Source organism: Kitasatospora sp. NPDC088742 (genome assembly GCF_055584905.1).
On record NZ_JBVJLD010000008.1, the window covers coordinates 86,550 to 111,087 of the forward strand.

The window sequence follows — 24,538 nt, forward strand, 5'->3', positions numbered from 1 at the left end:
CTGGTGCAGGCGGCCCGGCGTCCCGTCGGTTCGGCGGTAGGTGCTCAGCAGTCGCGCAACTCGTCCGACTGGTTGAGCAGTTGGGCCCGGACCGAGGTGAAGCGGCCGTACCGCTCCTCGCTCTGCTCCGAGGGCGCGAAGACGGCGACCCGGTGGCAGTTCTGGAACGCCAGCCGGACGCCGAAGTGCCGCTGCAGGGCACCCCGGATCGCGTCGCTGGCCATCGCCCGCAGCAGCTGGCCCCGGGCCTGCTCGCTGGGCGGCGGTACCTGGTTGTCGGCGAAATCGGTGCCGTCCACCTGCACCTGGGCGACCAGCGAGCTGATCAGGTCCCAGGCGTACGGCAGGGAGGTTCGGACGCAGTCGACGAACTCCCTCTCGTCGACCTCTCCTCTCTCGGCCTTCTCCAGCAGGGCCGGTGAGACGTCGAGCGACATGGGTTCTCCTCTCGCGGTCCACCCCGGGCGGACCGCCGGGGTGGTCGTACGTCGTGCCGTTGGTGCCGTTGGTGCCGTTGTGGAAAGCTACGACCGCTCACCACAGAGTGACATCCGGTCGTCAGTACGGCCGGTGAATCCACCGATTCGAACCGCAATCACCGCGTGCCCCGTCAGATTGGCCGAATCCCGTCGGATCGTTCATCGAAGTGCTCCGTCCCCGTTGAGTGACCCCCACCCGTCGGACAACCCGTGGAGCTAGGGCGGGGGCGGGGTGCAGACTCCATGTTTCGCCGTCCACGCGGGTTCATCACCCGTCCGTCGCGGTTTCGCTTCAACTGGCCCCGCTGGGCTAGCGTGGTCAACCATGCGTCTCGTCATTGCCCGTTGCTCCGTCGACTATGCCGGTCGGCTCTCCGCCCACCTGCCCTCCGCCACCCGCCTGATCCTGGTCAAGGCGGACGGGAGCGTCAGCATCCACGCCGACGACCGGGCCTACAAGCCACTCAACTGGATGTCGCCCCCCTGCTCCCTGAAGCAGGACGGCGACGTCTGGACGGTGACCAACAAGGCCGGCGAGAAGCTGATCATCACCCTGGAGGAGGTGCAGCACGACTCCTCGCACGAGCTCGGGGTGGACCCCGGTCTGGTGAAGGACGGCGTCGAGGCGCACCTCCAGGAGCTGCTGGCCGACCGCATGGAGGTGCTCGGCACCGGCTGGACCCTGATCCGCCGTGAGTACCCCACCGCCATCGGCCCGGTGGACATCCTCGGCCGTGACGCCGACGGCGCCACCGTCGCGGTCGAGATCAAGCGCCGCGGCGAGATCGACGGCGTCGAGCAGCTGACCAGGTACCTGGAGCTGCTCAACCGCGACCCGCTGCTCGCCCCGGTGAAGGGCGTCTTCGCCGCGCAGGAGATCAAGCCGCAGGCCCGCGTACTGGCCACCGACCGCGGCATCGGCTGCGTGGTGCTGGACTACGACGGGCTGCGCGGCATCGACGACGACAAGCTCAAGCTCTTCTAGGACTTCTGGGGAGACGCCGTCGCCGTGCCCGTGTCGGTCGGCGTCGGCGTCGGAGTGGGCGTCGGGGTCGGGGTGGGTGCCGTGGTCGTGGGCGCCGCGGTCGTCGGGGCCGGCGGGGTGGTGGCCGGCTTGGTGGTCGGCGCCTGGGTCGTCGGCTGCGGCGGGTTCGGCTGCTGGGTGGCCGGCGTGGCGGAGGGCTTGCCCGTGCTCGGGCTGGGGCTCGAACTCGGCTTGCGGGTACCGCTCTTGGACGGGCTCGCGGACGGGCTCGGGCTCTCCGACTCGGTCGGCGAGGGAGCCGGCTCGGTGGCCGTCGGGCTCGGGGTGGGCGTCGGAGTGGCGCTCGGGGAGATGCCGAGGTCACCGGTGTAGACGCCCTCGTCCACCACCCCGCCCCGGCCGCCCCGGCCGGGCTCCTCGGTACCGGCCAGGCTCAGACCGACCGCCGTGCCGAGCACGCCGACCGCGAGCACCGCGGCCCCGGCCGCCACCGCCACCCGGCGGCGGCCGCCCCTCGGTATCTTCCGGAAGCGCAGCGGCACCTGGGCGGCGATCGCCCGCATGACGGGCCGTCGGCCACCGCCCGGGCGGTCCGCGCCCTCGACCGCCCGGCCCGTCCCGGCCCGCAGCAGCGCCAGCATCCGGCGCCCGGCGGCGGTGCCCCGGGCCTCCTCCACCGAGGCCCGCAGCGAGAGCGCCGCCTCCAGCTCCCCGACGGCCGGGCCGGTCACCCCGGTACAGGCCGCCAGTACGCCCAACTCCTGGTGGAACCAAGCCTCTTCGGACGGCGAGCCGAGCTCGCGGGCCGCCTCCAGACCGATCTCCAGCACCTGCTCCCAGGCGCCCCAGCGCAGCGACAGCGCGAAGGCGGGCGCCGCTGCCCGGGCCAGTCGGAGCACCTCCTCCGGCCGCCCGGCCGCCCGGTCGGCCAGCAGCGCGCCGACCACCACCTCGGCCTCGGCGGCCAGTTGGGCCGGGCTGACCGAGCTGTGCCCCACCCACCAGGAGAAGTGCCGGGCTGCCCCGAAGGCCACCTCACCCGGCTCCCAGTGCCCCACCAGGATCCCCAACACCCCGTCGGTGAGCCGGTGGTGGCCTCCGATCGAGACCGCGAGGCCGCAGTCGGTCAGCTCCTGCAGGGCGCTCTCGCCCAGGCCCACGTCGATCAGCGCGGGCAGGTGCGGGGCGGTCGGGCACTCCCCGCCGAGCGCCACCGCCAGCAGCAGCACCGCCCGGGCCGACTCGCTCAGCCCGGCCGCCAGCCGCAGCGTCGGCGCGGCGGACTCGGCCACCGAGGGCAGCGGCACCGAACGGCGCAGCTCCTCCTCCAACTCGGCCGGGTCCTCCGGCCGGGCGACCTCCTTGACCAGGCCGAACACCCGCCCCCGGTCCTCGTGTTCGGCCACCAGGGTGTCCACCTCGACGTCCCGCTGGCGCAGCAGCGCGGCCGCCTGCACGAAGCGCAGCGGCAGCCCCTCGGACTCGAACCAGAGGTCGATCGCCCATGCCCGCTCGTGCTCGTCCAGCGGACGGCCCGCCAGGCGGCCCACCAGGTTCAGACAGGCCGGCCGGGACAGCCCGGCCACCAGGTGGTCCAGCAGCCGTGAACCGGGCGGCAGTTGAGGGCTTCCGGGGGCGACCGAGACCAGGAACGCGCAGTCCGGCGCGGCGGCCAGCAGCTCCTCCAGTTCCGGCCCGCCCGGCTCGACGTCGTCGATCACCACCACGGCGCCCAACGGGGCCAGCAGGTCCCGCAGTTGGTCCTGGTCGGGACGGAACGGGGCCGACCGGTGAGTGGCCGCGTACAGGTCCTGCAGCAGATCGGCCGAGGTCCGGCGGTGACCGGTCAGCCGCACCACCCCGTCCGGCGCCAACTCCCCGGCCGCGTCCGCCACCGCACCCAGCAGCGCGGTCCGGCCGGAGCCGCCCTGGCCCACCAGCCGCACCGAACGGCCCTCGGCCAGCAGACCCAGCAGCTGCGCGACGTCCGCCTCACGGTCCAGCAGCGGCTGGTCCGCGGCGGCACCACCCAGCGCGAGCGGCCCCACCGCCGCGGCGGTCGGCCGGTGGCTGTCCGCCACCACCCGCCGCGGCTGCGGCCGCCACTCCGGCGGACACGGCCGGAACTCCGAACCGTCCGCCCCACCCACCGCGAGCAGCCAGTCACCGGTGACCAGCTCACCGCTCCGCTGGCGCGGCGCCTCCTGCCGGACGTCACCGGATGGCTGGTTCACGGTCTCGCTCCGCCCCGTCTAGGCCGACTGTCTGACCGGAGACTCTCGCACACCCACCTCCGACACCTCTACCCGGGGTAAGCGGCTGGGCCGCCGGGGGCGCGGGGAACTGCGCGAACACGGAAGGCGGACCAGTGTGAGATCGGGGCAGGCGAGCCAGTTGCGGGTGGTGCCGTTCCCCTGCGCGCAGTTCCCCGCGCCCCCGAGGTCGCTGCCCTGCCGAGCGGCCCCCGGAAGCGTGCGTCAGAGGACGACCGGGAGGGTGGTGCCGTAGGCGTCGGGGACGGTGCCCTCGACGGCGAGGATGCGGTGGAGGCGGGTGGCGACCAGGAGGCGCTGGAGCTGGGCCGGCACGGAGCGGAGCACCAGGCGGCGCCCGAGGCGCCCCGCCCTGCGGTGGGTGCCCATGATGACGCCGAGGCCGGTGGCGTCCCAGAACTCCAGACCGGCGAGGTCGAGGACCAGGTCACCCTGCCCGCCGTCGACCGCCTGGTGCAGACGGGCGCGGGCGTCGGCGGCGCTGCGGACGTCGAGGCGGCCCTGGATGGCCAGGCGCCGGTGGTCACCGATGATGTGCACGCTCTCCTCCTCCGCAGTCGCCGGAGCGGTCAGGACAATCGGAATGCCGTCTCCCCCTCACCCATCTGACGGTGGATCAGCCGTTCAGGTTGCTGGTCCGCGCCGGTTACGGGCCAACTTCACCCGTCCGATGGAATAGAGGGAATATACGCAGTCGAGCCCCACACCCACGCTCGATTCCCGCCCAAATCACCCGTGCGCGGCGGGGTCGTGAGCAAGCTCACCCACTCCCCCGCCGCCCGGGACCTAGACTGACCCGCGATTGGGGGGCGGCGTCGCGACGCCGGGGCACGCACCTCGACACCTTCTCGTCAGTCGCCGATGCTCCGCATGGGCTCCCTCCTCGGCGGCGCCGATGCACGCACCCCAACGCCGCTCCTTCACCCACCCCCCAATCGCCGGTCAGTCTTACTTCTGGTAGTCGTAGAAGCCCTGGCCGCTCTTGCGGCCGAGGTCCCCCGCGGTGACCATGCGGGCCATGATCTCCGGAGCCGCGAACTTCTCGTCCTGGGTCTCGGCGTAGATGTTGCGCGCCGCGTGCAGCAGGATGTCCACGCCGGTCAGGTCGGCGGTCTGCAGCGGGCCCATCGGGTGGCCGAAGCCGAGGCGGCAGGCGGTGTCGATGTCCTCGGCGCTGGCCACGCCCGACTCGTACAGCTTGGCCGCCTCGACCACCAGGGCGGTGATCAGACGGGTGGTCACGAAGCCGGCCACGTCGCGGTTGACCACCACGACCTCCTTGCCGACGTTCTCGGCGAAGGCGCGGGCCCGGGCCAGCGTCTCGTCGCTGGTCTTGTAGCCGCGGACCAGCTCGACCAGCCTCATCAGCGGCACCGGCGAGAAGAAGTGCACGCCGACCACGGACTCGGGGCGGGAGGTGGCGGCGGCGATCCGGGTGATCGGGATGGCCGAGGTGTTCGAGGCGAGCACGGCGCCGTCCTTGGCGAGCTTGTCCAGCTCGCGGAACACGCCTTCCTTGACGTCGAGTTGCTCGAAGACCGCCTCGACCACGATGTCCGCCTCGGCAACCGCGCCGAGGTCGGTGGTGGTGGTGATCCGGCCGAGCGCGGCCTCCGCCGCCTCGGCGGTCAGCTTGCCCTTGGAGACGAACTTCTCGTACGAGGCGCGGATGCCGTCCAGGCCGCGCTGCAGCGCGGCGTCGGTGACGTCGCGCAGCACCACCTGGTGCCCGGCCTGGGCCGAGACCTGCGCGATGCCCGCGCCCATCAGACCCGCGCCGATGACGGCGATCCGCTGGTCCGCTACGTTGCTCATGGATACCCCTAGGCTCCTGAAGGCGGCTCGGGACAGGGATCACCCACCGGAGCCGCGCCGCTCACGCGCCGGACTCTAGTGCCCACGGAGCCCGGATGGTGCGATTGCGCAGTGTGATGCTGCTGACGTGCCCACGCTGCGCGGCGGCACTCCCACTCCGGTACCCCTACTCCGGCACCATCCCCAAGTCCTGCGCCAGGATGGCGGCCTGCACCCGGCTGCGCAGCTCCAGCTTGGCCAGGATCCGGCTCACGTGCGTCTTCGTGGTGGCCTCCGCCATCTCCAGCCGCCCCGCGATCTCCCCGTTGGAGAGTCCGGCGCCCAGGCAGGCCAGCACCTCCCGTTCCCGGGGTGTGAGCGCCGCCACCGCCTCCTTGGCCCGGGGCCGGTCGGGCCGCTCGGGCCGGGCGAAGGTGGCGATCAGACGGCGCGTCACCGAGGGGGCCAGCATGCCGTCGCCGCGGGCCACCGTCCGCACGCCCTCGATCAGCGCGTCCGCCTCCAGGTCCTTGAGCAGGAAGCCGGACGCCCCGGCCCGCAGCGCGCCGTGGACGTACTCGTCCAGGTCGAAGGTGGTCAGCACCAGGACCCGCCCGGCGTCGGCCGCCACCACCTGACGGGTCGCCGCGACCCCGTCCAGCCGCGGCATCGACACGTCCATCAGCACCACGTCCGGCCGCAGCTCCAGCGCCAGCCGGACGGCCTGCTCGCCGTCCGCCGCCTCGCCGACCACCTCGAAGCCCGGCTCGGCCCGCAGGATCATCACCAGGGCCGCCCGCACGGCCGCCTGGTCCTCCGCCACCAGCACCCGGATCACGCCCGCCGCGTCCACCACGTCCGTCACGTCCGCCCCTCGGTCGTCCTCGGCTCACGCGGCAGCACCGCGCGCACCACCCAGCTCCGCTCCACCGGCTCGGCCGCGAAGCTGCCGCCGAGCAGCCCGGCCCGCTCGGCCATCCCGACCAGCCCGGCCCGGGCGCCGGGCAGCCCGCGCCCCTCGCCGGCCCGGTACGGGCTCTCCACCCGGATCTCCAACTCCTCGGCCCCGTAGGCCAGCAGCACCTCCACCGAGCCCGGGGCGGCGTGCTTGAGCGCGTTGGTGAGCGCCTCCTGGACGATCCGGTAGGCGGCCAGGCCGACCGGCGCCGGCAGCTCACCGCGCTCGCCCCGCTCGGTCAGCCGGAAGCCCAGCCCCGCCGCCCGGCCGCTCTCGGCGGCCTTGGCCACCAGCGAGTCCACGGCCTCCAGCCGGGGCGCGGCGTGGCCGTCCTCGGCGTCCCCGGCGCGCAGCAGCCCGATCATCCGGCGCATCTCGGTGAGGCCCTGCACGCTGTTCTCCCGGATCACCGCCATCGTGGCCAGCAGCGGGTCCTCGGGGTCGCGCTCCTGACGGCGCGCCAGGGCCTGGGCGCCGGTGGCGTGGATGGCGATGGCGGACAGGTGGTTGGCCACCACGTCGTGCAGCTCGCGGGCCATCCGGGCCCGTTCGGAGACCACCGCCTCGCGCCGGTCCAACTCGGCCAGCAGCGCCGTCTGCTCGGCCCGCAGCCGCTCCGTCTCGGCCCGGTCCCGGTGCTTGCGCACCAGGTCCGCGGTCCACACCGGGCCGAGGAAGACCAGCACGCAGACCACCACCGCGAGCAGCGCCTGCCCCACCGAGGTGGTGTACAGCCCGGCCCAGGAGCCGAGCACCACGGTGGTGGCCATCCCGGTCAGGTGCAGCACCTTGGACATCCGGGGCGAGCCGTACAGCACCGCCGCGTAGAGCAGGTCGGTGTACATCACCAGCGAGGCGGCCAGCGAGCCGCCCCAGACCACCACGCCGATCAGCAGACCGCCCAGGCTGACCGTCCAGACCGGACGGGTCCGGCGGAACAGCTCCAGCACCGCGAGCGCCACCATCGGCAGCAGCACCGCCAGGACCGGCAGCCTGTCCGCACGGTCGTAGGCACCGAAGGCGATCAGCACCAGGCCGCCGAGCAGGCCGCCGAGTGCGATCGCGCGGTCCTCCTGGCGCGGGGTGAGGTCGAGGTTGAGCACGGCCCCATCTCACCATCCCGCGGCCGCGGTCACCGACCCTCCGCACGGCGGAGCCCCGTACATCGAAAGGTGCAGTCCACTCTCGGCGCCGGCGACGATGCCCCGCACCCCGCCGCGCTGGGAGGCTGGGAGCCAGGGAGGTACACCGTGATCGTCACGCTGATCGTCGCCGGCGAGGCCGGGTTCTGGGTCCTGCTCGCCCTCGCCCTGGCCGCCCGCTACCTGTTGAAGTGGCGGACCGTCAGCACCGCGCTGCTGCTCGGCCTGCCGCTGATCGACCTGGTGATCCTGGTGCTCACCGTGGTCGACCTGCGCGGCGGCACCACCGCGAGCTGGACGCACGGCCTGGCCGCGAGCTACGTCGGCTTCTCGGTGGCCTTCGGGCACTCGCTGGTGACCTGGGCCGACGGCCACTTCCAGCACCGCTTCGCCGGCGGCCCGAGGCCCCCGAAGGCACCCAGGTACGGCGCGGCCCGGGCCGCCCACGAGTGGAAGGTCTTCGTCCGCACGGCGGTCGCCGCCGCCATCACGGTCACCCTGATCGCCGGGGTGACCTGGCTGGTCGGCGACGCCGAGCGGACCAGGGAGCTGAGCGCCTGGTACCAGCGGATGGGCCTGATCACCGGCATCAACCTGGTGATCGCGGCCAGCTACACCATCTGGCCCAAGCAGGAGAAGAAGGAGCGCTCCTCCACCCTGCTCTGACCCTCCGTCAGCGGTTCTCGCCCGGCACCCAGAGCACGTCGCCGCGCTCCTTGTTGGCCGCCCTGGCCAGGATGAAGAGCAGGTCGGAGAGCCGGTTGAGGTACTTGGCGGTGAGCGGGTTGACGCTCTCCCCGTGCTCCTCGATCGCCGCCCAGGTGGCCCGCTCGGCCCGGCGCACCACGGTGCAGGCCAGGTGCAGGTGGGCGGCGCCGGGGGTGCCGCCGGGGAGGATGAAGCTGCGCAGCTTCTCCAGCTGCTCCAGGTAGTGGTCGCAGTCCCCCTCCAGCCGGTCGATGTAGGACTGGAGCACCCGCAGCGGCGGGTACTTGGGGTCCTCCACCACCGGGGTGGCCAGGTCCGCGCCGACGTCGAAGAGGTCGTTCTGAACCCGCGTCAGGACCGCCGCGACATCCTCGGGGAGCTGCCCGACGGCCAGCGCCACCCCGATGGTGGCGTTGGCCTCGTTGGCGTCCGCGTACGCGACCAGGCGGGGGTCGGTCTTGGTGGTGCGGCTCATGTCACCGAGCGCGGTGGTGCCGTCGTCACCGGTCCGGGTGTAGATGCGCGTGAGGTTGACCATGCGCCGCAGCCTAGCGGCCGTCCGTGCGGTCAGCCCCGCATCTCGTTGACGCAGATCAGGTTGCCCTCGCTGTCCTTGCAGTACGCCGAGGCACCGCCGGGCCACTCGATCACGCCGTCCACGGTCTTGTAGTCCGGCAGGTCGTACTCCTCGAACACCACGCCGTGGGACCGGAGTTCGGTCATCTCGGCACGCAGGTCCGACACCTCGAAGGCCACCTGGGTGTGCCCGCCGCGGTCGGCGACCGAGGTCGGGAACAGCAGGATGGAGCTGCCCGCGACCTCGTAGACCGCGCCGCCCTCCATCTCCTTCGCCGGGGACATCCCCAGCTTCTCCTGGTACCAGGCCTTGGCCCGGTCCAGGTCCACCACCGGGAGGGTGGTGGTGACGCTCCCCTGGGTCAACATGGTCGGCTCCCTTCCCTAAGAGCTCCCCTTCACCCAGTGTGGTCCCGTCAGGCCACGTTCACGCGCTGGCCCGGAGGCGCCGCCTCCAGCCAGGCCAGGAAGCCGGTCAGCGCGTCGTCGCTCATCGCCAGCTCCAGCGGGGCGCCGTTGTGCAGGCAGCGCAGCACCACCGAGCCGGAGAGCAGCGCGAGCTCCTCCTGGCCCTCCGGGTAGCGCCGGCCGAGCACCTCGATCTCCCGCCGCGGCAGCACCCGGCGCGGGCGCGGGGCGTAGGAGAAGACCCGGAACCACTCGATCGAGTCACCGCTGTAGCGGCCGATACCAAAAACCCACCCCTTGCCGTCGGTCACGGGGACCGGGGCGGAGGTGGGCTCACCGTTCTTGTCGAGATCGGGCTGCGTCGACGCGTCGGCGGGCATTTTGAGGCGGTAACTGCAGTCGAACGTTCCGCCTACTCGCTGGATCACCCGGCGGCGGACCGCGAAGGCCACCAAGCCGAGCACACAGAGCGCCACCACCGCAGCGCACACCAGAAGGGCGAGGACCATGCTCACCGACCTCCTCGCTACCCGCATCCCCGTTTGCCGGTCGTATCAACGACCCGGCACTGACCTACCAACTGATACGACAGTCCCGGGGTCACGCTCTCGCGTCCCCGGGACCGTCGGTTGTACGTACTGCTGGAACTCAGGCGGCCTTGCGGCGGCCGGCCGCGACGAGGCGGACCTCGGCGCGACGCTCGGCGTGCGCGTCGAGCTCGCTCTTCGCGGTCTCCAGCGCGCGCTCGGCGCGGGCGACGTCGATCTCGTCCGCGAGCTCTGCGATCTCCGCCAACAGCGACAGCTTGTTGTCGGCGAAGGAGATGAAGCCGCCGTGCACGGCCGCGATGACGGTGCCGCCATCGGTGGTGCGGATGGTGACCGGGCCACTCTCCAGCACGCTCAGCACCGGGGTGTGCCCCGGCATGATGCCGGTGTCACCGGAGGCCGTACGGGCGACGACGATGGTGGCCGCACCGGACCACACCTTGCGGTCGGCTGCGACCAGCTCGACGTGCAGCTCAGCCAACGTGGGCTCCTAGGCTCTTGCAACCCCCGGATGACCCGGCGATTGCGGTAAGAATAACGGGCCCGCGGCCCCGGCAGGAAACCAAGGACACGGAGATGACCGGGATCACAGCAGAACCTCCGGTCACACGGCGGCTCTGAGCCGTGAGGGGCGGCCCCCAGGGACGGGGACCACCCCTCACGGTCAGTCAGCCATCTGGCCGGGCTGGTTACTTCTTGGCCAGCTCGGCGGCGTTGCGCTCGAGGTCCTCGATGCCACCGCACATGAAGAAGGCCTGCTCCGGGGTGGCGTCGTACTTGCCGTCCGCGATGCGGTTGAAGGCCTCGATGGTCTCCGACAGCGGGACGGTCGAGCCCTCGACACCGGTGAACTGCTTCGCCACGTAGGTGTTCTGCGAGAGGAAGCGCTCGATCCGACGTGCGCGGTGCACGGTGATCTTGTCGTCCTCCGACAGCTCGTCGATGCCGAGGATCGCGATGATGTCCTGGAGGTCCTTGTACTTCTGGAGGATCCCCTTGACCCGGATCGCGGTGTCGTAGTGGTCCTGCGCGATGTAGCGCGGGTCCAGGATGCGGGACGTGGAGTCCAGCGGGTCGACGGCCGGGTAGATGCCCTTCTCCGAGATCGGACGCGACAGAACGGTCGTCGCGTCCAGGTGGGCGAAGGTGGTGGCCGGGGCCGGGTCGGTCAGGTCGTCCGCAGGGACGTAGATCGCCTGCATCGAGGTGATCGAGTGACCGCGGGTCGAGGTGATGCGCTCCTGGAGGAGGCCCATCTCGTCGGCCAGGTTCGGCTGGTAGCCCACCGCGGAGGGCATGCGGCCGAGCAGGGTCGACACCTCGGAACCGGCCTGGGTGAACCGGAAGATGTTGTCGATGAACAGGAGCACGTCCTGCTGCTCGACGTCACGGAAGTACTCCGCCATGGTCAGCGCGGAGAGCGCGACCCGCAGACGGGTGCCCGGCGGCTCGTCCATCTGGCCGAAGACCAGCGCGGTCTTGTCCAGAACGCCCGAGTCGACCATCTCGTGGATGAGGTCGTTGCCCTCACGGGTGCGCTCGCCGACACCGGCGAACACCGACACACCACCGAAGTTCTCGGCGACGCGGTAGATCATCTCCTGGATCAGAACGGTCTTGCCGACACCGGCACCACCGAACAGACCGATCTTGCCACCCGTGACGTACGGGGTGAGCAGGTCGATGACCTTGATACCGGTCTCGAACATCTCGGTCTTGGACTCGAGGTCCTTGAACTCGGGAGCCTTGCGGTGGATCGGCCAGCGGACCTCGACCTGGGACTCGAACTCGTCCTTGTCGACGTTCAGCACCTCACCGAGGGCGTTGAAGACCTTGCCCTTGGTGATCTGGCCGACCGGCACGGAGATCGCCGAACCGGTGTCGGAGACCTGCGCGCCACGGACCAGGCCGTCGGTCGGCTGCATCGAGATGCCGCGGATCAGGCCGTCGCCGAGGTGCTGCGCGACCTCGAGGGTCAGCACCTTCTTGCCCGTGCCGTCGGGGTTGTCCACCTCGACGTGCAGGGCGTTGTACATGTCCGGAATCGCGTCGACGGGGAACTCCACGTCGACGACCGGGCCGATGACCCGCGCGACGCGGCCCGTCGCCGTGGTCGGCTCAACAGTGGTGGTCATTCTCATTCGCTCCCGCGGCTCGCGTCGGCGAGGGCGTTGGCACCGCCGACGATCTCGCTGATTTCCTGGGTGATCTCGGCCTGACGGGCCGAGTTGGCAAGCCGCGTGAGCGACTTGATGAGCTCTCCCGCGTTGTCGGTCGCGGACTTCATCGCGCGCCGGCGTGCGGCGTGCTCCGAGGCGGCCGACTGCAGCAGCGCGTTGTAGATCCGGCTCTCGACGTACCGCGGCAGCAGGGCGTCGAGGACGCCCTCGGCCGACGGCTCGAAGTCGTACAGCGGGAAGATCTCGGCCTTGGCCGGCTTCTCCGTGCTGAGCTGGACCTCGTCCAGCTTCAGCGGGAGGAGCCGCGCGTCCCGGGCGGTCTGCGTCAGCATCGACTCGAACTTCGTCGACACCAGGTGCAGCTCGTCCACGCCACCGACCTCGGCCGTGAAGGCCTCGATCAGGTCGCTGGAGACGGCCTTGGCGTCACCGTAGGTCGGCTTGTCGGAGAAGCCCGTCCACGAGCCCGCGACCTCGAGGTTGCGGAACTTGTAGTACGAGACGCCCTTGCGACCGACGATGTAGGTCAGCACGTCCTTGCCCTCGGAGCGGAGCCGCGCGCTGAGCGCGACGGCCTGCTTGATGGCATTGGTCGAGTACCCACCGGCGAGACCACGGTCGGCCGTGATCACCAGCACCGCGGCGCGCGAGGCGCCGGGCTTCTCGGTGGTCAGCGGGTGCTTGGCGTTGGACCGGGTGGCCACCGCCGTCACCGCCCGCGTCAGCTCGTCCGCGTACGGGGTGGAGGCGGCCACCGCGCGCTGCGCCTTGACGATGCGCGACGCGGAGATCATCTCCATCGCCTTGGTGATCTTCTTCGTCGCGGTGACAGAGCGGATCCGGCGCTTGTAGACCCGAAGCTGTGCTCCCATGGGTCGTTACGTCCTTTCCCTCGCTACCGGATTCAGGCCTGCTCGCCGAGGAGCTTGCCGTCGGCGGTGGTGAAGCCCTGCTTGAACGAGGCGATCGACTCGGTCAGCGCGTCGATGGTGCCGTCCTCGAGCTTCGAGGTCTCGACGATGCCCGCCAGCAGCTCCTTCTTGGAGGTGCGCAGGAAGTCGAGGAACTCGCGCTCGAAGCGGCGGATGTCGGCGACCGGGACGTCGTCCAGCTTGCCCGTGGTGCCGGCCCAGATCGAGACGACCTGCTCCTCGACCGGGAACGGCTGGTACTGACCCTGCTTCAGCAGCTCGATCATGCGCGCACCGCGCTCCAGCTGCGCCAGCGAGGCCGGGTCCAGGTCGGAACCGAAGGCGGCGAACGCCTCCAGCTCACGGTACTGGGCCAGGTCCAGGCGCAGACGGCCGGCGACCGACTTCATCGCCTTGATCTGGGCCGAGCCACCGACGCGGGAGACCGAGATGCCGACGTTCACGGCCGGGCGGATGCCGGCGTTGAACAGGTCGGACTCCAGGAAGATCTGGCCGTCGGTGATGGAGATGACGTTGGTCGGGATGTACGCCGACACGTCGTTGGCCTTGGTCTCGATGATCGGCAGACCGGTCATCGAGCCGGCGCCCAGGGCGTCGGAGAGCTTGGCGCAACGCTCCAGCAGGCGGGAGTGCAGGTAGAAGACGTCACCCGGGTAGGCCTCGCGGCCCGGCGGACGACGGAGCAGCAGCGACACGGAGCGGTACGCCTCGGCCTGCTTCGACAGGTCGTCGAAGATGATGAGGACGTGCTTGCCGTCATACATCCACTCCTGGCCGATGGCCGAACCGGTGTACGGGGCGAGGTACTTGAAGCCGGCCGGGTCGGAGGCGGGAGCAGCCACGATGGTGGTGTACTCCAGCGCGCCGGCCTCCTCCAGGGCGCCGCGGACCGACGCGATGGTCGAGCCCTTCTGGCCGATGGCGACGTAGATGCAGCGGACCTGCTTCTTCGGGTCGCCCGACTTCCAGTTGTCGCGCTGGTTGATGATCGTGTCGATCGCCACCGCGGTCTTGCCGGTCTGACGGTCGCCGATGATCAGCTGACGCTGGCCGCGGCCGATCGGGGTCATCGCGTCGATGGCCTTGATGCCGGTCTGCATCGGCTCGTGCACCGACTTGCGGACCATGACGCCGGGGGCCTGCAGCTCCAGGGCACGACGGCCGGTGGAGGCGACGTCGCCGAGACCGTCGATCGGGTTGCCCAGCGGGTCCACGACGCGGCCGAGGTAACCGTCACCGACCGGAACGGAGAGGACCTCGCCGGTGCGGTGCACCGTCTGGCCCTCCTCGATGCCGCTGAACTCGCCGAGGACGACGACGCCGATCTCGCGCGCCTCGAGGTTCAGCGCGAGGCCGAGGGTGCCGTCCTCGAACTTCAGCAGCTCGTTGGCCATGACCGAGGGCAGGCCCTCGACCTTGGCAATACCGTCCATGGCCTCGGTGACCGTGCCGACCTCTTCACGCGAGGCGGCGTCCGGCTGGTACGACTGGACAAAGCCGGCCAGCGCGTCCCGGATCTCCTCCGGACGGATCGTAAGCTCCGCCATCAGGCTTCCCTGCTCTCCTAGTTTGCGATCCTCGGCCCGCCATTGAGGGCCGCAAGTATTCGACTCTCGGCCGGGTCGTGCGAACCGGCCGTACGTTTTCCCGGCTCTGGGAGCCGGTTCCCGACCGAGGGTCGGATGGTGCTGGTGCGTCAGCCTTCGAGGGCCTGACGAGCGCCTTCGAGGCGGCTCGACACGGTGCCGTCGATGATCTCGTCACCGATCTGCACCCGGACACCACCCTGGACCGAGGGGTCCACGTCGATGTTCAGGTGCACCTGGCGGCCGTAGAGCCGGCCCAGCGAGTTCGCCAGGCGGTCCTTCTGACCGTCCGTCAGCGGAACGGCGGTGGTGACCAGGGCCACCACACGGTCCCGCCGGGCGGCGGCGAGCTTGGAGTAGGACTCGAGGCCCTGCTCCAGGCTACGTCCGCGCGGGTTGGTGACCAGGGCGGTGACCAGACGGGCGGTGCCCGCGTTGGCCCGGCCGCCGAGCAGCTTCTTGAGCAGGTCCGCCTTGTGGACGGCGCCGGCCTTCGGCTCGGTCAGGGCCGCGCGCAGCTCGTGCGAGCCGCTGACGATCCGTCCGAACCGGAACAGCTCGTCCTCGACGTCGTCCAGCTGGCCGGCCTTCTCGGCCGCGATGATCTCGGCGTAGGAGCCGAGCTCCTCGACCGCGTCGACCAGGTCACGGCCGCCGGACCAGCGGGACCGGACCAGGCCGGACAGCAGGTCGACGGTCTCGCCGGAGACCTGGCCGCCGAGCAGCGTGGCGACGAACTGGGCCTTGTCCTGACCGCTCCGCGAGGGGTCGGTCAGCACCCGGCGCAGCGAGACCTCGCGGTCCAGCAGCGCCGTCACGGCGGTGAGCTCCTCGGCCAGCTTGGCCGCGTCCACCGAGGTGGCGTCGGTCAGGCTCTCGAGGTTCTTCCGGCCGGCGGCCAGGGCCTCACGGCTGGCGCCGATCACTTGGACGCACCCTGGGCCGCAGAGGCCTTGGCCTCCAGGTCGTCCAGGAAGCGGTCGATCACGCCGCTCTGCCGGGCGGAGTCCTCGAGGGACTCGCCGACGATGCGGGAGGCGAGCTGCGCGGCGAGCGAGCCGACGTCCTGACGCAGGACCGCGGTGGCCTGCTTCTTGTCGGCGTCGATCTGCGCGTGACCGGCGGCGACGATGGCCTCGCGCTGACGCTGGCCCTCCTCGCGCATCTCGGCGATCAGGGCAGCGCCCTGCTCACGGGCCTGCTCGGTGATGCGAGCGGCCTCGTGACGCGCCTCGGAGAGCTCGGCACGGTACTGCTCAAGCAGGGCCTGGGCCTCGGCCTGAGCGGCGTCCGCGCGCTCCATGCCGCCCTCGATCGCGTCCCGGCGGTCCGCCAGCACCTTCTCGATGCTGGGGAGGAGCTTCTTGCCGAGGATGCCGAAGACGATGAAGAAGCAGAGCAGGCCGATGACGACCTCGGGCCACGCGGGAAGCAGGGGGTTCATCTTCTCCCCCTCCTCCGCGAGGAGGAGTGCCACGGAGGCGCTCATATCTGAACCTTTCGTCGAAAAGGGCTAGACAGTATCCGCGAGGAATTAGCTGCCGGTGCCGAAGACGAACGGCATGACGATGCCGATGAGGGCGAGCGCCTCGGTCAGCGCGAAGCCGATGAACATGTTGGAACGGATCAGGCCGGCAGCCTCGGGCTGACGGGCCATGGCCTGGACACCGTTGCCGAAGATCAGACCAACGCCGATGCCGGGGCCGATCGCGGCGAGGCCGTAACCGACGGAGGCGATGGAACCGGTGAGCTCAGCGAGCTGTGCCATTTCAGCTGTCCTTTTCGGGGTGTGGACCGGCGGTGGTTGGCCACCGGCAGTACTGGGGGGTCGGGCTGGGTGCTACAGCGGACTCAGTGGGCTTCTTCGAGCGCACCGGCGATGTAGCTGCTGGCGAGCATCACGAAGATGTACGCCTGCAGGAACTGGACCAGCAGCTCGAAGGCGGTCAGGGCGATGGTCACCACGAAGGAGACCGACCCGTACAGCGCGCCGAGGCTCGGGCTGAGCAGGTACCAGGAAGCGATGGAGAACATCACGATCAGCAGGTGGCCGGCGAACATGTTCGCGAAGGCTCGGACCGCGAGCGTGAAGGGGCGCACGAAGATGTTCGAGAAGAACTCGATCGGCACCAGGATGAACATGACCCAGCCCGGGATGCCCGACGGCCAGCAGAGGTTCTTCATGCCACCGACGAAGCCGTGCTGCTTGAAGGTGAGGAACATGTAGGTGAACCACACCACGGCGGCAAGGCCGGCCGGGAACGCGATCGCCGCCATCACAGGGAACTGTGCGAACGGGATGATCGACATGATGTTCATGATCCAGATGAAGAAGAACATCGAGACCAGCATCGGGACGAACTTCTCGCCCTTCTTGCCGATCGTCTCCAGCACGATGGACCGCTTGACGAAGTCGTAGCCGATCTCGCCGACGAGCTGCATCTTGCCCGGGAGGAGCTTGGGCTTGGCGAAGGCTGCCCAGAAGAAGGCGATGACCAGGAAGGCGCAGAAGAAGGCCAGCAGCATCGGCTTGTTGAACTCGATGCTCCCGATCGTGAAGATCGGCTTGAACTGGAACTCGTTCAGGCCCGGAGCGGGGAATCCGCAACCAAGGTCATCAAAGTGGCAACTGCCCCCAGAGGCGAGCAACGTGAGTTCAGCACTCACCACGGACTCCTTCGTCATGACGCATGGTTACGGCAACCTCGGTGTGTCGGCGCGGCCTGGGGCCACGGTGCGGCACTGGAACTTGGTGGGTCTCTCGCCGACCCAGCGCGGGCTCGTCGTGAACCGCGGGATCGTTGAAGACTGTCTGAGTCCGGGGGGCGATCCGTCCGCTGGGCGGAGGGACCTGGCCGCTTCCCGTACTCGTTCGTCGCGACGGACGATAGCAGTCCGTCAGGAGGGCATAAACACCGCCCCCCTCGGGAGAGGGACGGGCAGGCCGGCTCACGGCTTGTCGTCCTTCTTCGCCGAGGAAGTGGTCTCCACGTAGTAGAGCTTGGCCTTCATACCCGCCCGGACCTGGAAGCCGGTCCAGATCAGAACGCAGCCGAGCAGCGTGAAGGCGAACACCTTGGTGTCGAAGAGCGTCGTGTTCTTGAACACCGCGAGCACGATGCCGACCAGCAGGATCTGCGTGGTGTACACCAGCAGCGCGGCGGCCATCAGCATCTGCGGGTTGTTCCTGGTCAACCGCTCCAGCGCGACTTGGCCGAAGGCGAAGAACGCCAGCACCAGCAGGGTCGCGAAGAGGGCACCGATCAACCCTTTGCTACCCACCGCCACGGCGGAGACCGCAGTGGCGATGGCCCCGGCGACCGCAGTGGGGATTGCGGCGCCGCGGAGGGGGATCCGGGCGTCGTGGGACGGCATGTCGGCAACTCCGGCGGCATGTCGAGAACGGGGGACGGCGCTTGGGACGCGGTGTGGGACCGCACCGAGAACGTCCAGCCGTTGACCGGGCCGCCCGACGGCGAGCCCGTCGAGGAGCCTGACCAGGGACGGAAGTCCTCCACCTGTCAGGTCTTTCGGCGCGTACTCGGTACTCGTGAACGGTATCACAAACTATTTGATTAGAGCTTTACCATGCGGGTGTGGTGGCTGTCACACCAAGGGAGCAACGGTGCCGCCGTACGGGTGACGGCAGTTGACGGTCCGTCAGGCGACGTGTCGTCAGCCCTGGACGCCGCGGCGGGCGCCGCCCACCGCCGTCGCACCGGTGCCGAGCCGGCCCAGCAGCTCCTCGTCCTCGACGGACAGGGCGGCCTCCGCCGAAACCTCCGTGACCTCCGTGACCTGCGGCTCCGGCACCTTGCGGTAGCGGGGCGGCACGAAGGCCTGCACCGCGCGCGGGGCCCGCGGGCGGAACCGCGGCATCAGCAGCACCACGATCCCGAGCAGGCAGAGCCCGGCCATCCCGAGCACCAGGGCGCGGCCCCGGCCCGGGACGGAGAAGGCGACGGTGCCGAAGGCGATCAGGGCGGCCCAGAAGTACATGATCAGCACGGCCCGGCTGTGCGAGTGGCCGACCAGCAGCAGCCGGTGGTGCAGGTGCTGCTTGTCCGCCGCGAACGGGGACTTGCCGGCCCAGGTGCGGCGGACCACCGCGAGCAGCAGGTCGGCCAGCGGCAGCGCGATCACGGTCAGCGGCAGCAGCAGCGGGATGTAGATCGGCACCAGCTCGTGCACGGTGGCGGTCTGCGAACCGGTCTGAGCGGTGATCAGGTCGGGGTCGACGCGGCCGGTGATGGAGATGGCGGCCACCGCCAGCATCAGGCCGAGCATCATCGAGCCGGAGTCGCCCATGAAGATCCGGGCCGGGTGCAGGTTGTGCGGCAGGAAGCCCAGGCACATCCCGATCAGCACCGCGCTGAACAGCACCGCGGGGGCCGCGTCGTTGATCCCGTAGCCGTACCAGAGCCGGTACGAGTAGAGGAAGAACGCCATCGCGGCGATGCAGACCATGCCGGCCGCCAGGCCGTCCAGGCCGTCGATGAAGTTCACCGCGTTCACCATGACGACCACCAGGGTGACCGAGATGATCATGCCCATGGTGGGGGTGACCGCCACCGGGCCGACGCCGGGCACCGGGATCGAGATCACCGTGACGCCCTGCCAGACCATCACACCGGCCGCGATCATCTGACCGCCGAGCTTGACCAGGGCGTCCACGCCCCACTTGTCGTCCAGCACGCCGAGCAGCCACATGATCCCGGCCCCGGCGAGCAGCGCGCGGATGTCCGCCGACTGGATGAACAGGCCGCTCAGCTTCGTGAGTTGGGAGGCCACCAGGAGGCCCGCGCAGAGCCCGCCGAACATCGCGATGCCACCGAGGCGGGGGGTCGGTTCGCGGTGCACGTCGCGGGCCCGGACCGGCGGCATGGCGCCGGCCAGGATGGCGAACTTCCGCACCGGGCCGGTCAGCAGGTAGGTGACGGCCGCGGTGACGAACAGCACCAGCAGATACTCACGCACCACTGGCCTCCGGTGTGACGGTCTGACGGTCGGATACCGAAGGTACCCCCGTGGCTGCCCGGGATTCGAGGTGCGTCGTCGTCACGGACCACACCTTATTGAGTCCGACGCGCCGCGTGTGCACCGCGGTTCGCCTTACCGGGTGCCGAATCCGGGAATCGCCGTGATTCCGGCGTGGATCCGCCGTGGATCCGCCGCTCCGTCAGTTCCGCGCGAGCTCCCCGGCGATGGCCCGGACCCGGGCGCCGACCGCCGGGTCGGGGCCCGCCGTGAGCAGCCGGCCGATGAGTCCGCCCAGCTCGGCCGTGGTCTCCGCGGCCATCCCCTGGGCCGCCACGGTGCCGGTGCCGAGCCTGATCCCGGAGCCGACCGCGGCCGGCGCCGGGTCGTACGGGAGTACGCACTTGCCGAGCACCAGTCCGGCGGCCGCGCAGCGCCGTTCGGCCTCCAGGCCGGTCAGGCCGAGCGGGCCGACGTCGGCGGTCACCAGATGGGTGTCGGTGCCGCCGGTCAGCGGGGCGGCCCCGGCCAGGGCCAGTTCCCGGGCCAGGGAGCGCGCACCGTCCACCGCACGCCGCAGGTACACACCGAACTCCGGCGTGTCCGCCTGCGCGAAGGCCACCGCCTTGGCCGCCACCTCGTTCATCGCCGCCCCGCCCTGGCTGAACGGGAAGACCGCCCGGTCCACCCGCTCGGCCAGCTCCTCCCCGCACAGCAGCAGCCCGCCGCGCGGCCCGCGCAGCAGCTTGTGGGTGGCCGCCACCGTGACGTCCGCGTACGGCACCGGCGAGGGCGCGAGACCGGCCGCCACCAGGCCGGTCACCTGGGAGACGTTGGCGATCAGGTAGGCGTCCACCTCGTCGGCGATCTCCCGGAAGGCCCGCCAGTCCAGGTGCCGGGGGTAGGAGATGCCGCCCGCGATGATCGCCTTCGGGCGGTGCAGCCGGGCCAGTTCGCGCACCTGCTCGTAGTCCACCAGGTGGTCCTGCTCGCGGACGCCGTAGCCGACGAAGTCGAACCAGCGGCCGGAGAAGTTGGCCTTGGAGCCGCAGCTCAGGTGCCCGCCGTGCTCCAGCGACATCGCCAGCACCACGTCACCCGGCCGCAGCAGCGCCGCGTACGCCGCCAGCACGGCCGAAGTCCCGGACCGGGGTTGGACGTTGGCGTGCTCGGCGCCGAACAGCCGCTTGGCCCGGTCCACCGCGAGCAGCTCGGCGGCGTCCGCCAGCGAGCAGCCGGCGTGGTGGCGGCGGCCCGGGTAGCCCTCGGCGTACTTGTCCACCAGCGGCCCGGTGAGGGCGGCCAGCACCGCCCGGCTGGTCAGGTTCTCCCCCGCCAGCAACTGGATCGTCTCGGCCCTGCGTCCGGCCTCGGCGGCCAGCAGGTCGGCCAGCTGAGGGTCCGCCAGCCGCAGCGCGGCGGGCGCCTCCCAGGAGAGCTGCACATCGGAGGTGACGGTCATGGGGTGCTCCCGGGCGGCGGCACGGTGGGGCGGCAACCCCAGCGTAGGACGGGCCGCACCCGACGGCCCGTCAACGCACCCAAGCGGGCATCGCCCGACCGGGGGACACCGGCCGGGGACCTCTCAGCGGGCGACGCCGGTCAGCGCCGTCACCACCGGGTCGAGGGCGTCGAATATCTCCTCGCCGCAGTTGCGGAACATCCCGATCGGCGCGCCGTACGGGTCGTCCACCTCGTCCGACTCCGGGGTGGAGGCCAGCAGCCAGCCGCGCAGCGCGGCGGCCGAGCGCACCAGGGCCCGGGCCCGCTCGGTGGCCTGGGTGCCGCCGCGCGGGTCCGGCAGGGTGGACGGGTCGATCCGCCGCACCAGCCGGGTGAACTCCTTGATGGTGAAGGTGCGCAGGCCCGCCGCGTGCCCCATCGAGATCACCTGGGCCCGGTGGTCCAGGGTCGCGGTGAGCACCAGGTCCGCGTCGATCACGTGCTCGTCGAGCAGCTCGCGCCCGGCGAAGTTGTCCGCCGCCACCCCGTACTCACCGAGCACGGTGGCGGCGTGCGCCTCCATCGGCGCGCCCTCGTGGCCCCAGGTCCCGGCGCTCTCCACCACGAACCGCCCGGCGGCCACGGCGGCCAGCCGGGCGTCCAGCTCGTGCCGGGTGAGCCGCTCGGCTATCGGCGAGCGGCAGACGTTGCCGGTGCAGACGAAGAGGATCCGGAAGGTGTCCAGCGGCCGGGGGGCGACGGTGACGTAGCCGGGCCCGGGCAGCGCGCCGCCGGGTATCGCGGCGCCGACCCCGTACAGCGAGGCCGCTGTCAACTGCCGGCCTCCAGGTCGGGGACGACCTCCCTCAGCTGCTCGGCGCTGATCGCGCCGGCCCGCAGCAGGACCGGGACCTTGCCCGTGACGTCGACGATGCTGGACGGCTTGCCGAAGTCGGCGTTGCCGCCGTCCAGATAGACCGCGACCGAGTCGCCCAGCTGGTCGTAGGCGTCGTCGCAGGTGGACGGGTTCGGCCCGCCGGTCTTGTTGGCGCTGGAGACGGCCATCGGGCCGACGTTGTTCAGCAGCTCCAGCGCGACGGGGTGCAGCGGCATCCGGACGGCCACGGTGCCCCGGGTGTCCCCCAGGTCCCAGCGCAGCGAGGGCTGGTGCTTGGCGACCAGGGTCAGCCCGCCCGGCCAGAACGCGTCGACCAGCTCCCAGGCCTGCTCGGAGAAGTCGGTGACCAGCCCGTGCAGGGTGGTCGGCGAGCCGACCAGCACCGGGGAGGGCATGTTCCGGCCGCGGCCCTTGGCGTCCAGCAGGTGGGAGACCGCCTCCGGGCTGAAGGCGTCCGCGCCGATGCCGTAGAGCGTGTCGGTCGGCAGCACCACCAGCTCGCCCCGGCGGACCGCCGAAGCGGCCTCGCGCAGCCCGGTCTCGCGGTCGGCTGCGTCTGCGCAGTCGTAGCGGCGGCTCATCGGTGCGGTCCCCTCTCGGAAAGCTGACAGGTCGTCAAGTGGTGCTTCACAGCGAGGCCTTACGGGCTGTGGTGCTGTGCTCGATGTTCACAACGACGCCCTTCGGGCTGTTGTGAAGCGAGGGCGGTTGTTGAGGTCCCGGTGGTCGGCGGCGTCGGTCCAGCCGCTCTCCTCGCGGAACACCCACGGCACCTGGCCGCCCTGGGTGTCGGCGTGCTCGATGACCACCACTCCCCCGGGCCGCAGCAGCCGGGCGGCCACCCGCTCGATGCCACGGATGGCGTCCAGGCCGTCCTCGCCGGAGAACAGCGCCATCTGCGGGTCGTGGTCGCGGGCCTCGGGCGCCACGTACTCCCACTCGGTGAGCGGGATGTACGGCGGGTTGGAGATCACCAGGTCGAAGCGGCCGTCCCAGGAGCGGTCGTCCTCGAAGGCGCGGGTGGCGTCGCCCTGGTGCAGCACCACCCGGGCCCGGTCGGAGCTGGCCTCGACGTTGCGCCGGGTGTAGGCGAGCGCGCCCTCGTCCAGCTCGAAGGCGTGCACGGTGGAGCGCGGCAGCTCCTGCGCCAGCGCGAGCGCGATGGCGCCGGAGCCGGTGCACAGGTCGACCACCAGCGGCTCGGCCACGTCCATGTCGCGGACGGCGTCTATGGCCCACTCGACGACGGTCTCGGTCTCCGGCCGGGGCACGAACACCCCGGGGCCGACCTCCAGCTCCAGGTAGCGGAAGAACGCCCGCCCGGTGATGTGCTGCAGCGGCTCGCGCGCCTCACGCCGGGAGACGGCCTCCCAGTACCGGGCGTCGAAGTCGCCGTCCTTCACCGTGTGCAGCTGGCTGCGCTTGACGTTGTGGACGTGGGCGGCGAGTTCCTCCGCGTCGAAGCGCGGCGACGGCACCCCGGCCGCGGCCAACCGCTGGGTGGCCTGGGCCACCTCGGCGAGCAGCAGGTTCATCCGTCCACACCCCTCGGTCAGTTCTCCTGCGCGGCGGCCAGCTTGGCCGCCGCGTCGGCGTCCACGCAGGACTGGATCAGTGCGGCGAGCTCGCCGTCCAGCACCTGGTCCAGGTTGTACGACTTGAAGCCGGTCCGGTGGTCCGAGATGCGGTTCTCCGGGAAGTTGTACGTCCGGATGCGCTCCGAGCGGTCCACCGTGCGGACCTGGCTGCGCCGGGCGTCCGAGGCCTCCTGCTCGGCCGCCTCCTGCGCGGCGGCGAGCAGCCGCGAACGCAGGATGCGCATGGCCTGCTCCTTGTTCTGCAGCTGGCTCTTCTCGTTCTGGCAGGACGCCACGATACCGGTCGGCAGGTGGGTGATCCGGACCGCCGAGTCGGTGGTGTTGACGGACTGCCCGCCCGGGCCGGAGGACCGGTAGACGTCGATCCGCAGGTCGTTGGCGACGATCTCCACCTCGACCTCCTCGGCCTCCGGCGTGACCAGCACGCCCGCCGCCGAGGTGTGGATCCGGCCCTGCGACTCGGTGGCCGGGACGCGCTGCACCCGGTGCACGCCGCCCTCGTACTTGAGCCGGGCCCAGACGCCCTGGCCGGGCTCCGCGTTCCCCTTGGTCTTCACGGCGACCGAGACGTCCTTGTAGCCGCCGAGGTCGGACTCGTTGGCGTCGATGATCTCGGTCTTCCAGCCCACCCGCTCGGCGAACCGCAGGTACATCCGGAGCAGGTCCCCGGCGAACAGCGCGGACTCCTCGCCGCCCTCACCGGCCTTGACCTCCAGGATGACGTCCTTGTCGTCATTGGGGTCGCGCGGCACCAGCAGCAGCCGCAGCTCCTCCGTCAGCACCGCCTGCCGGGCCTCGGAGTCCTTCACCTCGGCGATGAAGTCCGAGTCCTCGGCGGCCAGTTCACGGGCCTCCACGATGTCCTCGCCGGCCTGCTTCCAGGCCAGGTACGTCCGGGTGATCGGGGTCAGCTCGGCGTACCGCTTGGCCAGCTTGCGCGCGTTGGCCTGGTCGGCGTGGACGGACGGGTCGGCCAGCCGCTCCTCGAGGGCGGCGTGCTCGACGAGGAGCTCTGCGACTGCCTCGAACATCGGGTGGGCCTACTTCCAGGTG

General features: G+C 71.0%; 26 protein-coding genes. 2 read left to right on the plus strand and 24 right to left on the minus strand.

The features are described 5' to 3' along the window. Nucleotides 1-44: 44 nt before the first annotated feature. Entirely contained in the window at nucleotides 45-437 is a 393-nt protein-coding gene (locus tag ACZ6ZR_RS09790; RefSeq protein ID WP_465641188.1) for an SCO5389 family protein, read from the minus strand. Between the two features lie 367 nt (nucleotides 438-804). Between ACZ6ZR_RS09790 and nucS the strand changes: the two genes are divergently transcribed. Continuing rightward, nucleotides 805-1,464 (plus strand): endonuclease NucS, encoded by a 660-nt coding sequence (nucS, locus tag ACZ6ZR_RS09795; protein WP_465641189.1) that lies wholly within the window; start codon nucleotides 805-807, stop codon nucleotides 1,462-1,464. On the opposite strand, the gene ACZ6ZR_RS09800 is transcribed toward nucS, so the two are convergent. The 5 genes from ACZ6ZR_RS09800 to ACZ6ZR_RS09820 form a co-directional block, all read right to left on the minus strand. Then, a complete protein-coding gene (locus ACZ6ZR_RS09800; RefSeq protein WP_465641190.1) occupies nucleotides 1,461-3,698 on the minus strand; it encodes an ATP-binding protein in 2,238 nt (745 codons plus the stop codon). The genes nucS and ACZ6ZR_RS09800 overlap by 4 nt on opposite strands. Nucleotides 3,699-3,941: 243 nt before the next feature. Further along, on the minus strand, nucleotides 3,942-4,277 hold the full coding sequence (locus ACZ6ZR_RS09805; protein ID WP_465641191.1) for an STAS domain-containing protein: 336 nt from the start codon (nucleotides 4,275-4,277) through the stop codon (nucleotides 3,942-3,944). 408 nt (nucleotides 4,278-4,685) lie between these two features. Continuing rightward, entirely contained in the window at nucleotides 4,686-5,552 is an 867-nt protein-coding gene (locus tag ACZ6ZR_RS09810) for a 3-hydroxyacyl-CoA dehydrogenase family protein (RefSeq protein ID WP_465641192.1), read from the minus strand. Nucleotides 5,553-5,718: 166 nt separating this feature from the next. Beyond that, a complete protein-coding gene (locus ACZ6ZR_RS09815) occupies nucleotides 5,719-6,387 on the minus strand; it encodes a response regulator (protein ID WP_465641329.1) in 669 nt (222 codons plus the stop codon). A gap of 5 nt (nucleotides 6,388-6,392) precedes the next feature. Further along, on the minus strand, nucleotides 6,393-7,592 hold the full coding sequence (locus tag ACZ6ZR_RS09820) for a sensor histidine kinase (RefSeq protein ID WP_465641194.1): 1,200 nt from the start codon (nucleotides 7,590-7,592) through the stop codon (nucleotides 6,393-6,395). A 147-nt stretch (nucleotides 7,593-7,739) separates the two neighbouring features. Here ACZ6ZR_RS09820 and ACZ6ZR_RS09825 point away from each other — a divergent pair, with 147 nt between their 5' ends. Beyond that, nucleotides 7,740-8,297: a hypothetical protein gene (locus ACZ6ZR_RS09825; RefSeq protein ID WP_465641196.1), complete on the plus strand. Its 558-nt coding sequence runs from the start codon at nucleotides 7,740-7,742 to the stop codon at nucleotides 8,295-8,297. Nucleotides 8,298-8,304: 7 nt separating this feature from the next. On the opposite strand, the gene ACZ6ZR_RS09830 is transcribed toward ACZ6ZR_RS09825, so the two are convergent. From ACZ6ZR_RS09830 to prfA, 18 genes are all read right to left on the minus strand, one after another. Further along, nucleotides 8,305-8,877 (minus strand): cob(I)yrinic acid a,c-diamide adenosyltransferase, encoded by a 573-nt coding sequence (locus tag ACZ6ZR_RS09830; protein WP_465641197.1) that lies wholly within the window; start codon nucleotides 8,875-8,877, stop codon nucleotides 8,305-8,307. Between the two features lie 29 nt (nucleotides 8,878-8,906). Beyond that, nucleotides 8,907-9,284, minus strand: coding sequence for a VOC family protein (locus ACZ6ZR_RS09835; RefSeq protein WP_465641199.1), 378 nt, complete (start codon nucleotides 9,282-9,284; stop codon nucleotides 8,907-8,909). Nucleotides 9,285-9,331: 47 nt separating this feature from the next. After that, nucleotides 9,332-9,832, minus strand: coding sequence for a DUF2550 domain-containing protein (locus tag ACZ6ZR_RS09840; RefSeq protein ID WP_465641201.1), 501 nt, complete (start codon nucleotides 9,830-9,832; stop codon nucleotides 9,332-9,334). Nucleotides 9,833-9,971: 139 nt separating this feature from the next. Next, the gene (locus tag ACZ6ZR_RS09845) at nucleotides 9,972-10,352 is read right to left on the minus strand and encodes a F0F1 ATP synthase subunit epsilon (protein ID WP_104818316.1); all 381 of its coding nucleotides are present in this window, start codon (nucleotides 10,350-10,352) and stop codon (nucleotides 9,972-9,974) included. A 208-nt stretch (nucleotides 10,353-10,560) separates the two neighbouring features. Next, nucleotides 10,561-12,006, minus strand: a complete 1,446-nt coding sequence (gene atpD / locus ACZ6ZR_RS09850) for a F0F1 ATP synthase subunit beta (RefSeq protein WP_465641203.1) — start codon at nucleotides 12,004-12,006, stop codon at nucleotides 10,561-10,563. Nucleotides 12,007-12,008: 2 nt separating this feature from the next. Continuing rightward, entirely contained in the window at nucleotides 12,009-12,923 is a 915-nt protein-coding gene (locus ACZ6ZR_RS09855; RefSeq protein ID WP_465641205.1) for a F0F1 ATP synthase subunit gamma, read from the minus strand. 32 nt (nucleotides 12,924-12,955) lie between these two features. Next, nucleotides 12,956-14,530, minus strand: a complete 1,575-nt coding sequence (atpA, locus tag ACZ6ZR_RS09860) for a F0F1 ATP synthase subunit alpha (protein ID WP_465641206.1) — start codon at nucleotides 14,528-14,530, stop codon at nucleotides 12,956-12,958. A gap of 149 nt (nucleotides 14,531-14,679) precedes the next feature. Continuing rightward, entirely contained in the window at nucleotides 14,680-15,495 is an 816-nt protein-coding gene (locus ACZ6ZR_RS09865) for a F0F1 ATP synthase subunit delta (protein ID WP_465641208.1), read from the minus strand. Then, nucleotides 15,492-16,058 (minus strand): F0F1 ATP synthase subunit B, encoded by a 567-nt coding sequence (locus ACZ6ZR_RS09870; RefSeq protein WP_402298688.1) that lies wholly within the window; start codon nucleotides 16,056-16,058, stop codon nucleotides 15,492-15,494. The genes ACZ6ZR_RS09865 and ACZ6ZR_RS09870 overlap by 4 nt, the downstream gene beginning before the upstream one ends. Before the next feature lie 45 nt (nucleotides 16,059-16,103). Continuing rightward, entirely contained in the window at nucleotides 16,104-16,337 is a 234-nt protein-coding gene (atpE, locus tag ACZ6ZR_RS09875) for an ATP synthase F0 subunit C (protein ID WP_057226856.1), read from the minus strand. An 83-nt stretch (nucleotides 16,338-16,420) separates the two neighbouring features. Further along, nucleotides 16,421-17,254, minus strand: a complete 834-nt coding sequence (atpB, locus tag ACZ6ZR_RS09880; RefSeq protein WP_402298687.1) for a F0F1 ATP synthase subunit A — start codon at nucleotides 17,252-17,254, stop codon at nucleotides 16,421-16,423. A 264-nt stretch (nucleotides 17,255-17,518) separates the two neighbouring features. Then, a complete protein-coding gene (locus ACZ6ZR_RS09885) occupies nucleotides 17,519-17,944 on the minus strand; it encodes a hypothetical protein (protein ID WP_465641211.1) in 426 nt (141 codons plus the stop codon). A gap of 300 nt (nucleotides 17,945-18,244) precedes the next feature. After that, nucleotides 18,245-19,546 (minus strand): MraY family glycosyltransferase, encoded by a 1,302-nt coding sequence (locus ACZ6ZR_RS09890; RefSeq protein ID WP_465641213.1) that lies wholly within the window; start codon nucleotides 19,544-19,546, stop codon nucleotides 18,245-18,247. A gap of 202 nt (nucleotides 19,547-19,748) precedes the next feature. Continuing rightward, nucleotides 19,749-21,008, minus strand: a complete 1,260-nt coding sequence (locus ACZ6ZR_RS09895) for a serine hydroxymethyltransferase (protein ID WP_465641214.1) — start codon at nucleotides 21,006-21,008, stop codon at nucleotides 19,749-19,751. Nucleotides 21,009-21,131: 123 nt separating this feature from the next. Further along, nucleotides 21,132-21,773 (minus strand): arsenate reductase/protein-tyrosine-phosphatase family protein, encoded by a 642-nt coding sequence (locus ACZ6ZR_RS09900; RefSeq protein WP_465641331.1) that lies wholly within the window; start codon nucleotides 21,771-21,773, stop codon nucleotides 21,132-21,134. 47 nt (nucleotides 21,774-21,820) lie between these two features. After that, nucleotides 21,821-22,468 (minus strand): L-threonylcarbamoyladenylate synthase, encoded by a 648-nt coding sequence (locus tag ACZ6ZR_RS09905; protein WP_465641215.1) that lies wholly within the window; start codon nucleotides 22,466-22,468, stop codon nucleotides 21,821-21,823. An 87-nt stretch (nucleotides 22,469-22,555) separates the two neighbouring features. Then, the gene (prmC, locus tag ACZ6ZR_RS09910) at nucleotides 22,556-23,422 is read right to left on the minus strand and encodes a peptide chain release factor N(5)-glutamine methyltransferase (protein WP_345290100.1); all 867 of its coding nucleotides are present in this window, start codon (nucleotides 23,420-23,422) and stop codon (nucleotides 22,556-22,558) included. A gap of 17 nt (nucleotides 23,423-23,439) precedes the next feature. Continuing rightward, nucleotides 23,440-24,516 (minus strand): peptide chain release factor 1, encoded by a 1,077-nt coding sequence (gene prfA / locus ACZ6ZR_RS09915; RefSeq protein WP_465641218.1) that lies wholly within the window; start codon nucleotides 24,514-24,516, stop codon nucleotides 23,440-23,442. Between the last annotated feature and the right edge of the window lie 22 nt (nucleotides 24,517-24,538).

Coding starts and splice junctions, on each gene's coding strand:
- prfA (WP_465641218.1), bottom strand. CDS start 24,516: ATGTTCGAGGCAGTCGCAGAGCTCCTCGTCGAGCACGCCGCCCTCGAG.
- nucS (WP_465641189.1), top strand. CDS start 805: ATGCGTCTCGTCATTGCCCGTTGCTCCGTCGACTATGCCGGTCGGCTC.
- ACZ6ZR_RS09870 (WP_402298688.1), bottom strand. CDS start 16,058: ATGAGCGCCTCCGTGGCACTCCTCCTCGCGGAGGAGGGGGAGAAGATG.
- ACZ6ZR_RS09830 (WP_465641197.1), bottom strand. CDS start 8,877: ATGGTCAACCTCACGCGCATCTACACCCGGACCGGTGACGACGGCACC.
- prmC (WP_345290100.1), bottom strand. CDS start 23,422: ATGAACCTGCTGCTCGCCGAGGTGGCCCAGGCCACCCAGCGGTTGGCC.
- ACZ6ZR_RS09855 (WP_465641205.1), bottom strand. CDS start 12,923: ATGGGAGCACAGCTTCGGGTCTACAAGCGCCGGATCCGCTCTGTCACC.
- ACZ6ZR_RS09810 (WP_465641192.1), bottom strand. CDS start 5,552: ATGAGCAACGTAGCGGACCAGCGGATCGCCGTCATCGGCGCGGGTCTG.
- ACZ6ZR_RS09790 (WP_465641188.1), bottom strand. CDS start 437: ATGTCGCTCGACGTCTCACCGGCCCTGCTGGAGAAGGCCGAGAGAGGA.
- ACZ6ZR_RS09840 (WP_465641201.1), bottom strand. CDS start 9,832: ATGGTCCTCGCCCTTCTGGTGTGCGCTGCGGTGGTGGCGCTCTGTGTG.
- atpD (WP_465641203.1), bottom strand. CDS start 12,006: ATGACCACCACTGTTGAGCCGACCACGGCGACGGGCCGCGTCGCGCGG.
- atpE (WP_057226856.1), bottom strand. CDS start 16,337: ATGGCACAGCTCGCTGAGCTCACCGGTTCCATCGCCTCCGTCGGTTAC.
- ACZ6ZR_RS09905 (WP_465641215.1), bottom strand. CDS start 22,468: ATGAGCCGCCGCTACGACTGCGCAGACGCAGCCGACCGCGAGACCGGG.
- atpA (WP_465641206.1), bottom strand. CDS start 14,530: ATGGCGGAGCTTACGATCCGTCCGGAGGAGATCCGGGACGCGCTGGCC.
- ACZ6ZR_RS09885 (WP_465641211.1), bottom strand. CDS start 17,944: ATGCCGTCCCACGACGCCCGGATCCCCCTCCGCGGCGCCGCAATCCCC.
- ACZ6ZR_RS09895 (WP_465641214.1), bottom strand. CDS start 21,008: ATGACCGTCACCTCCGATGTGCAGCTCTCCTGGGAGGCGCCCGCCGCG.
- ACZ6ZR_RS09835 (WP_465641199.1), bottom strand. CDS start 9,284: ATGTTGACCCAGGGGAGCGTCACCACCACCCTCCCGGTGGTGGACCTG.
- atpB (WP_402298687.1), bottom strand. CDS start 17,254: ATGACGAAGGAGTCCGTGGTGAGTGCTGAACTCACGTTGCTCGCCTCT.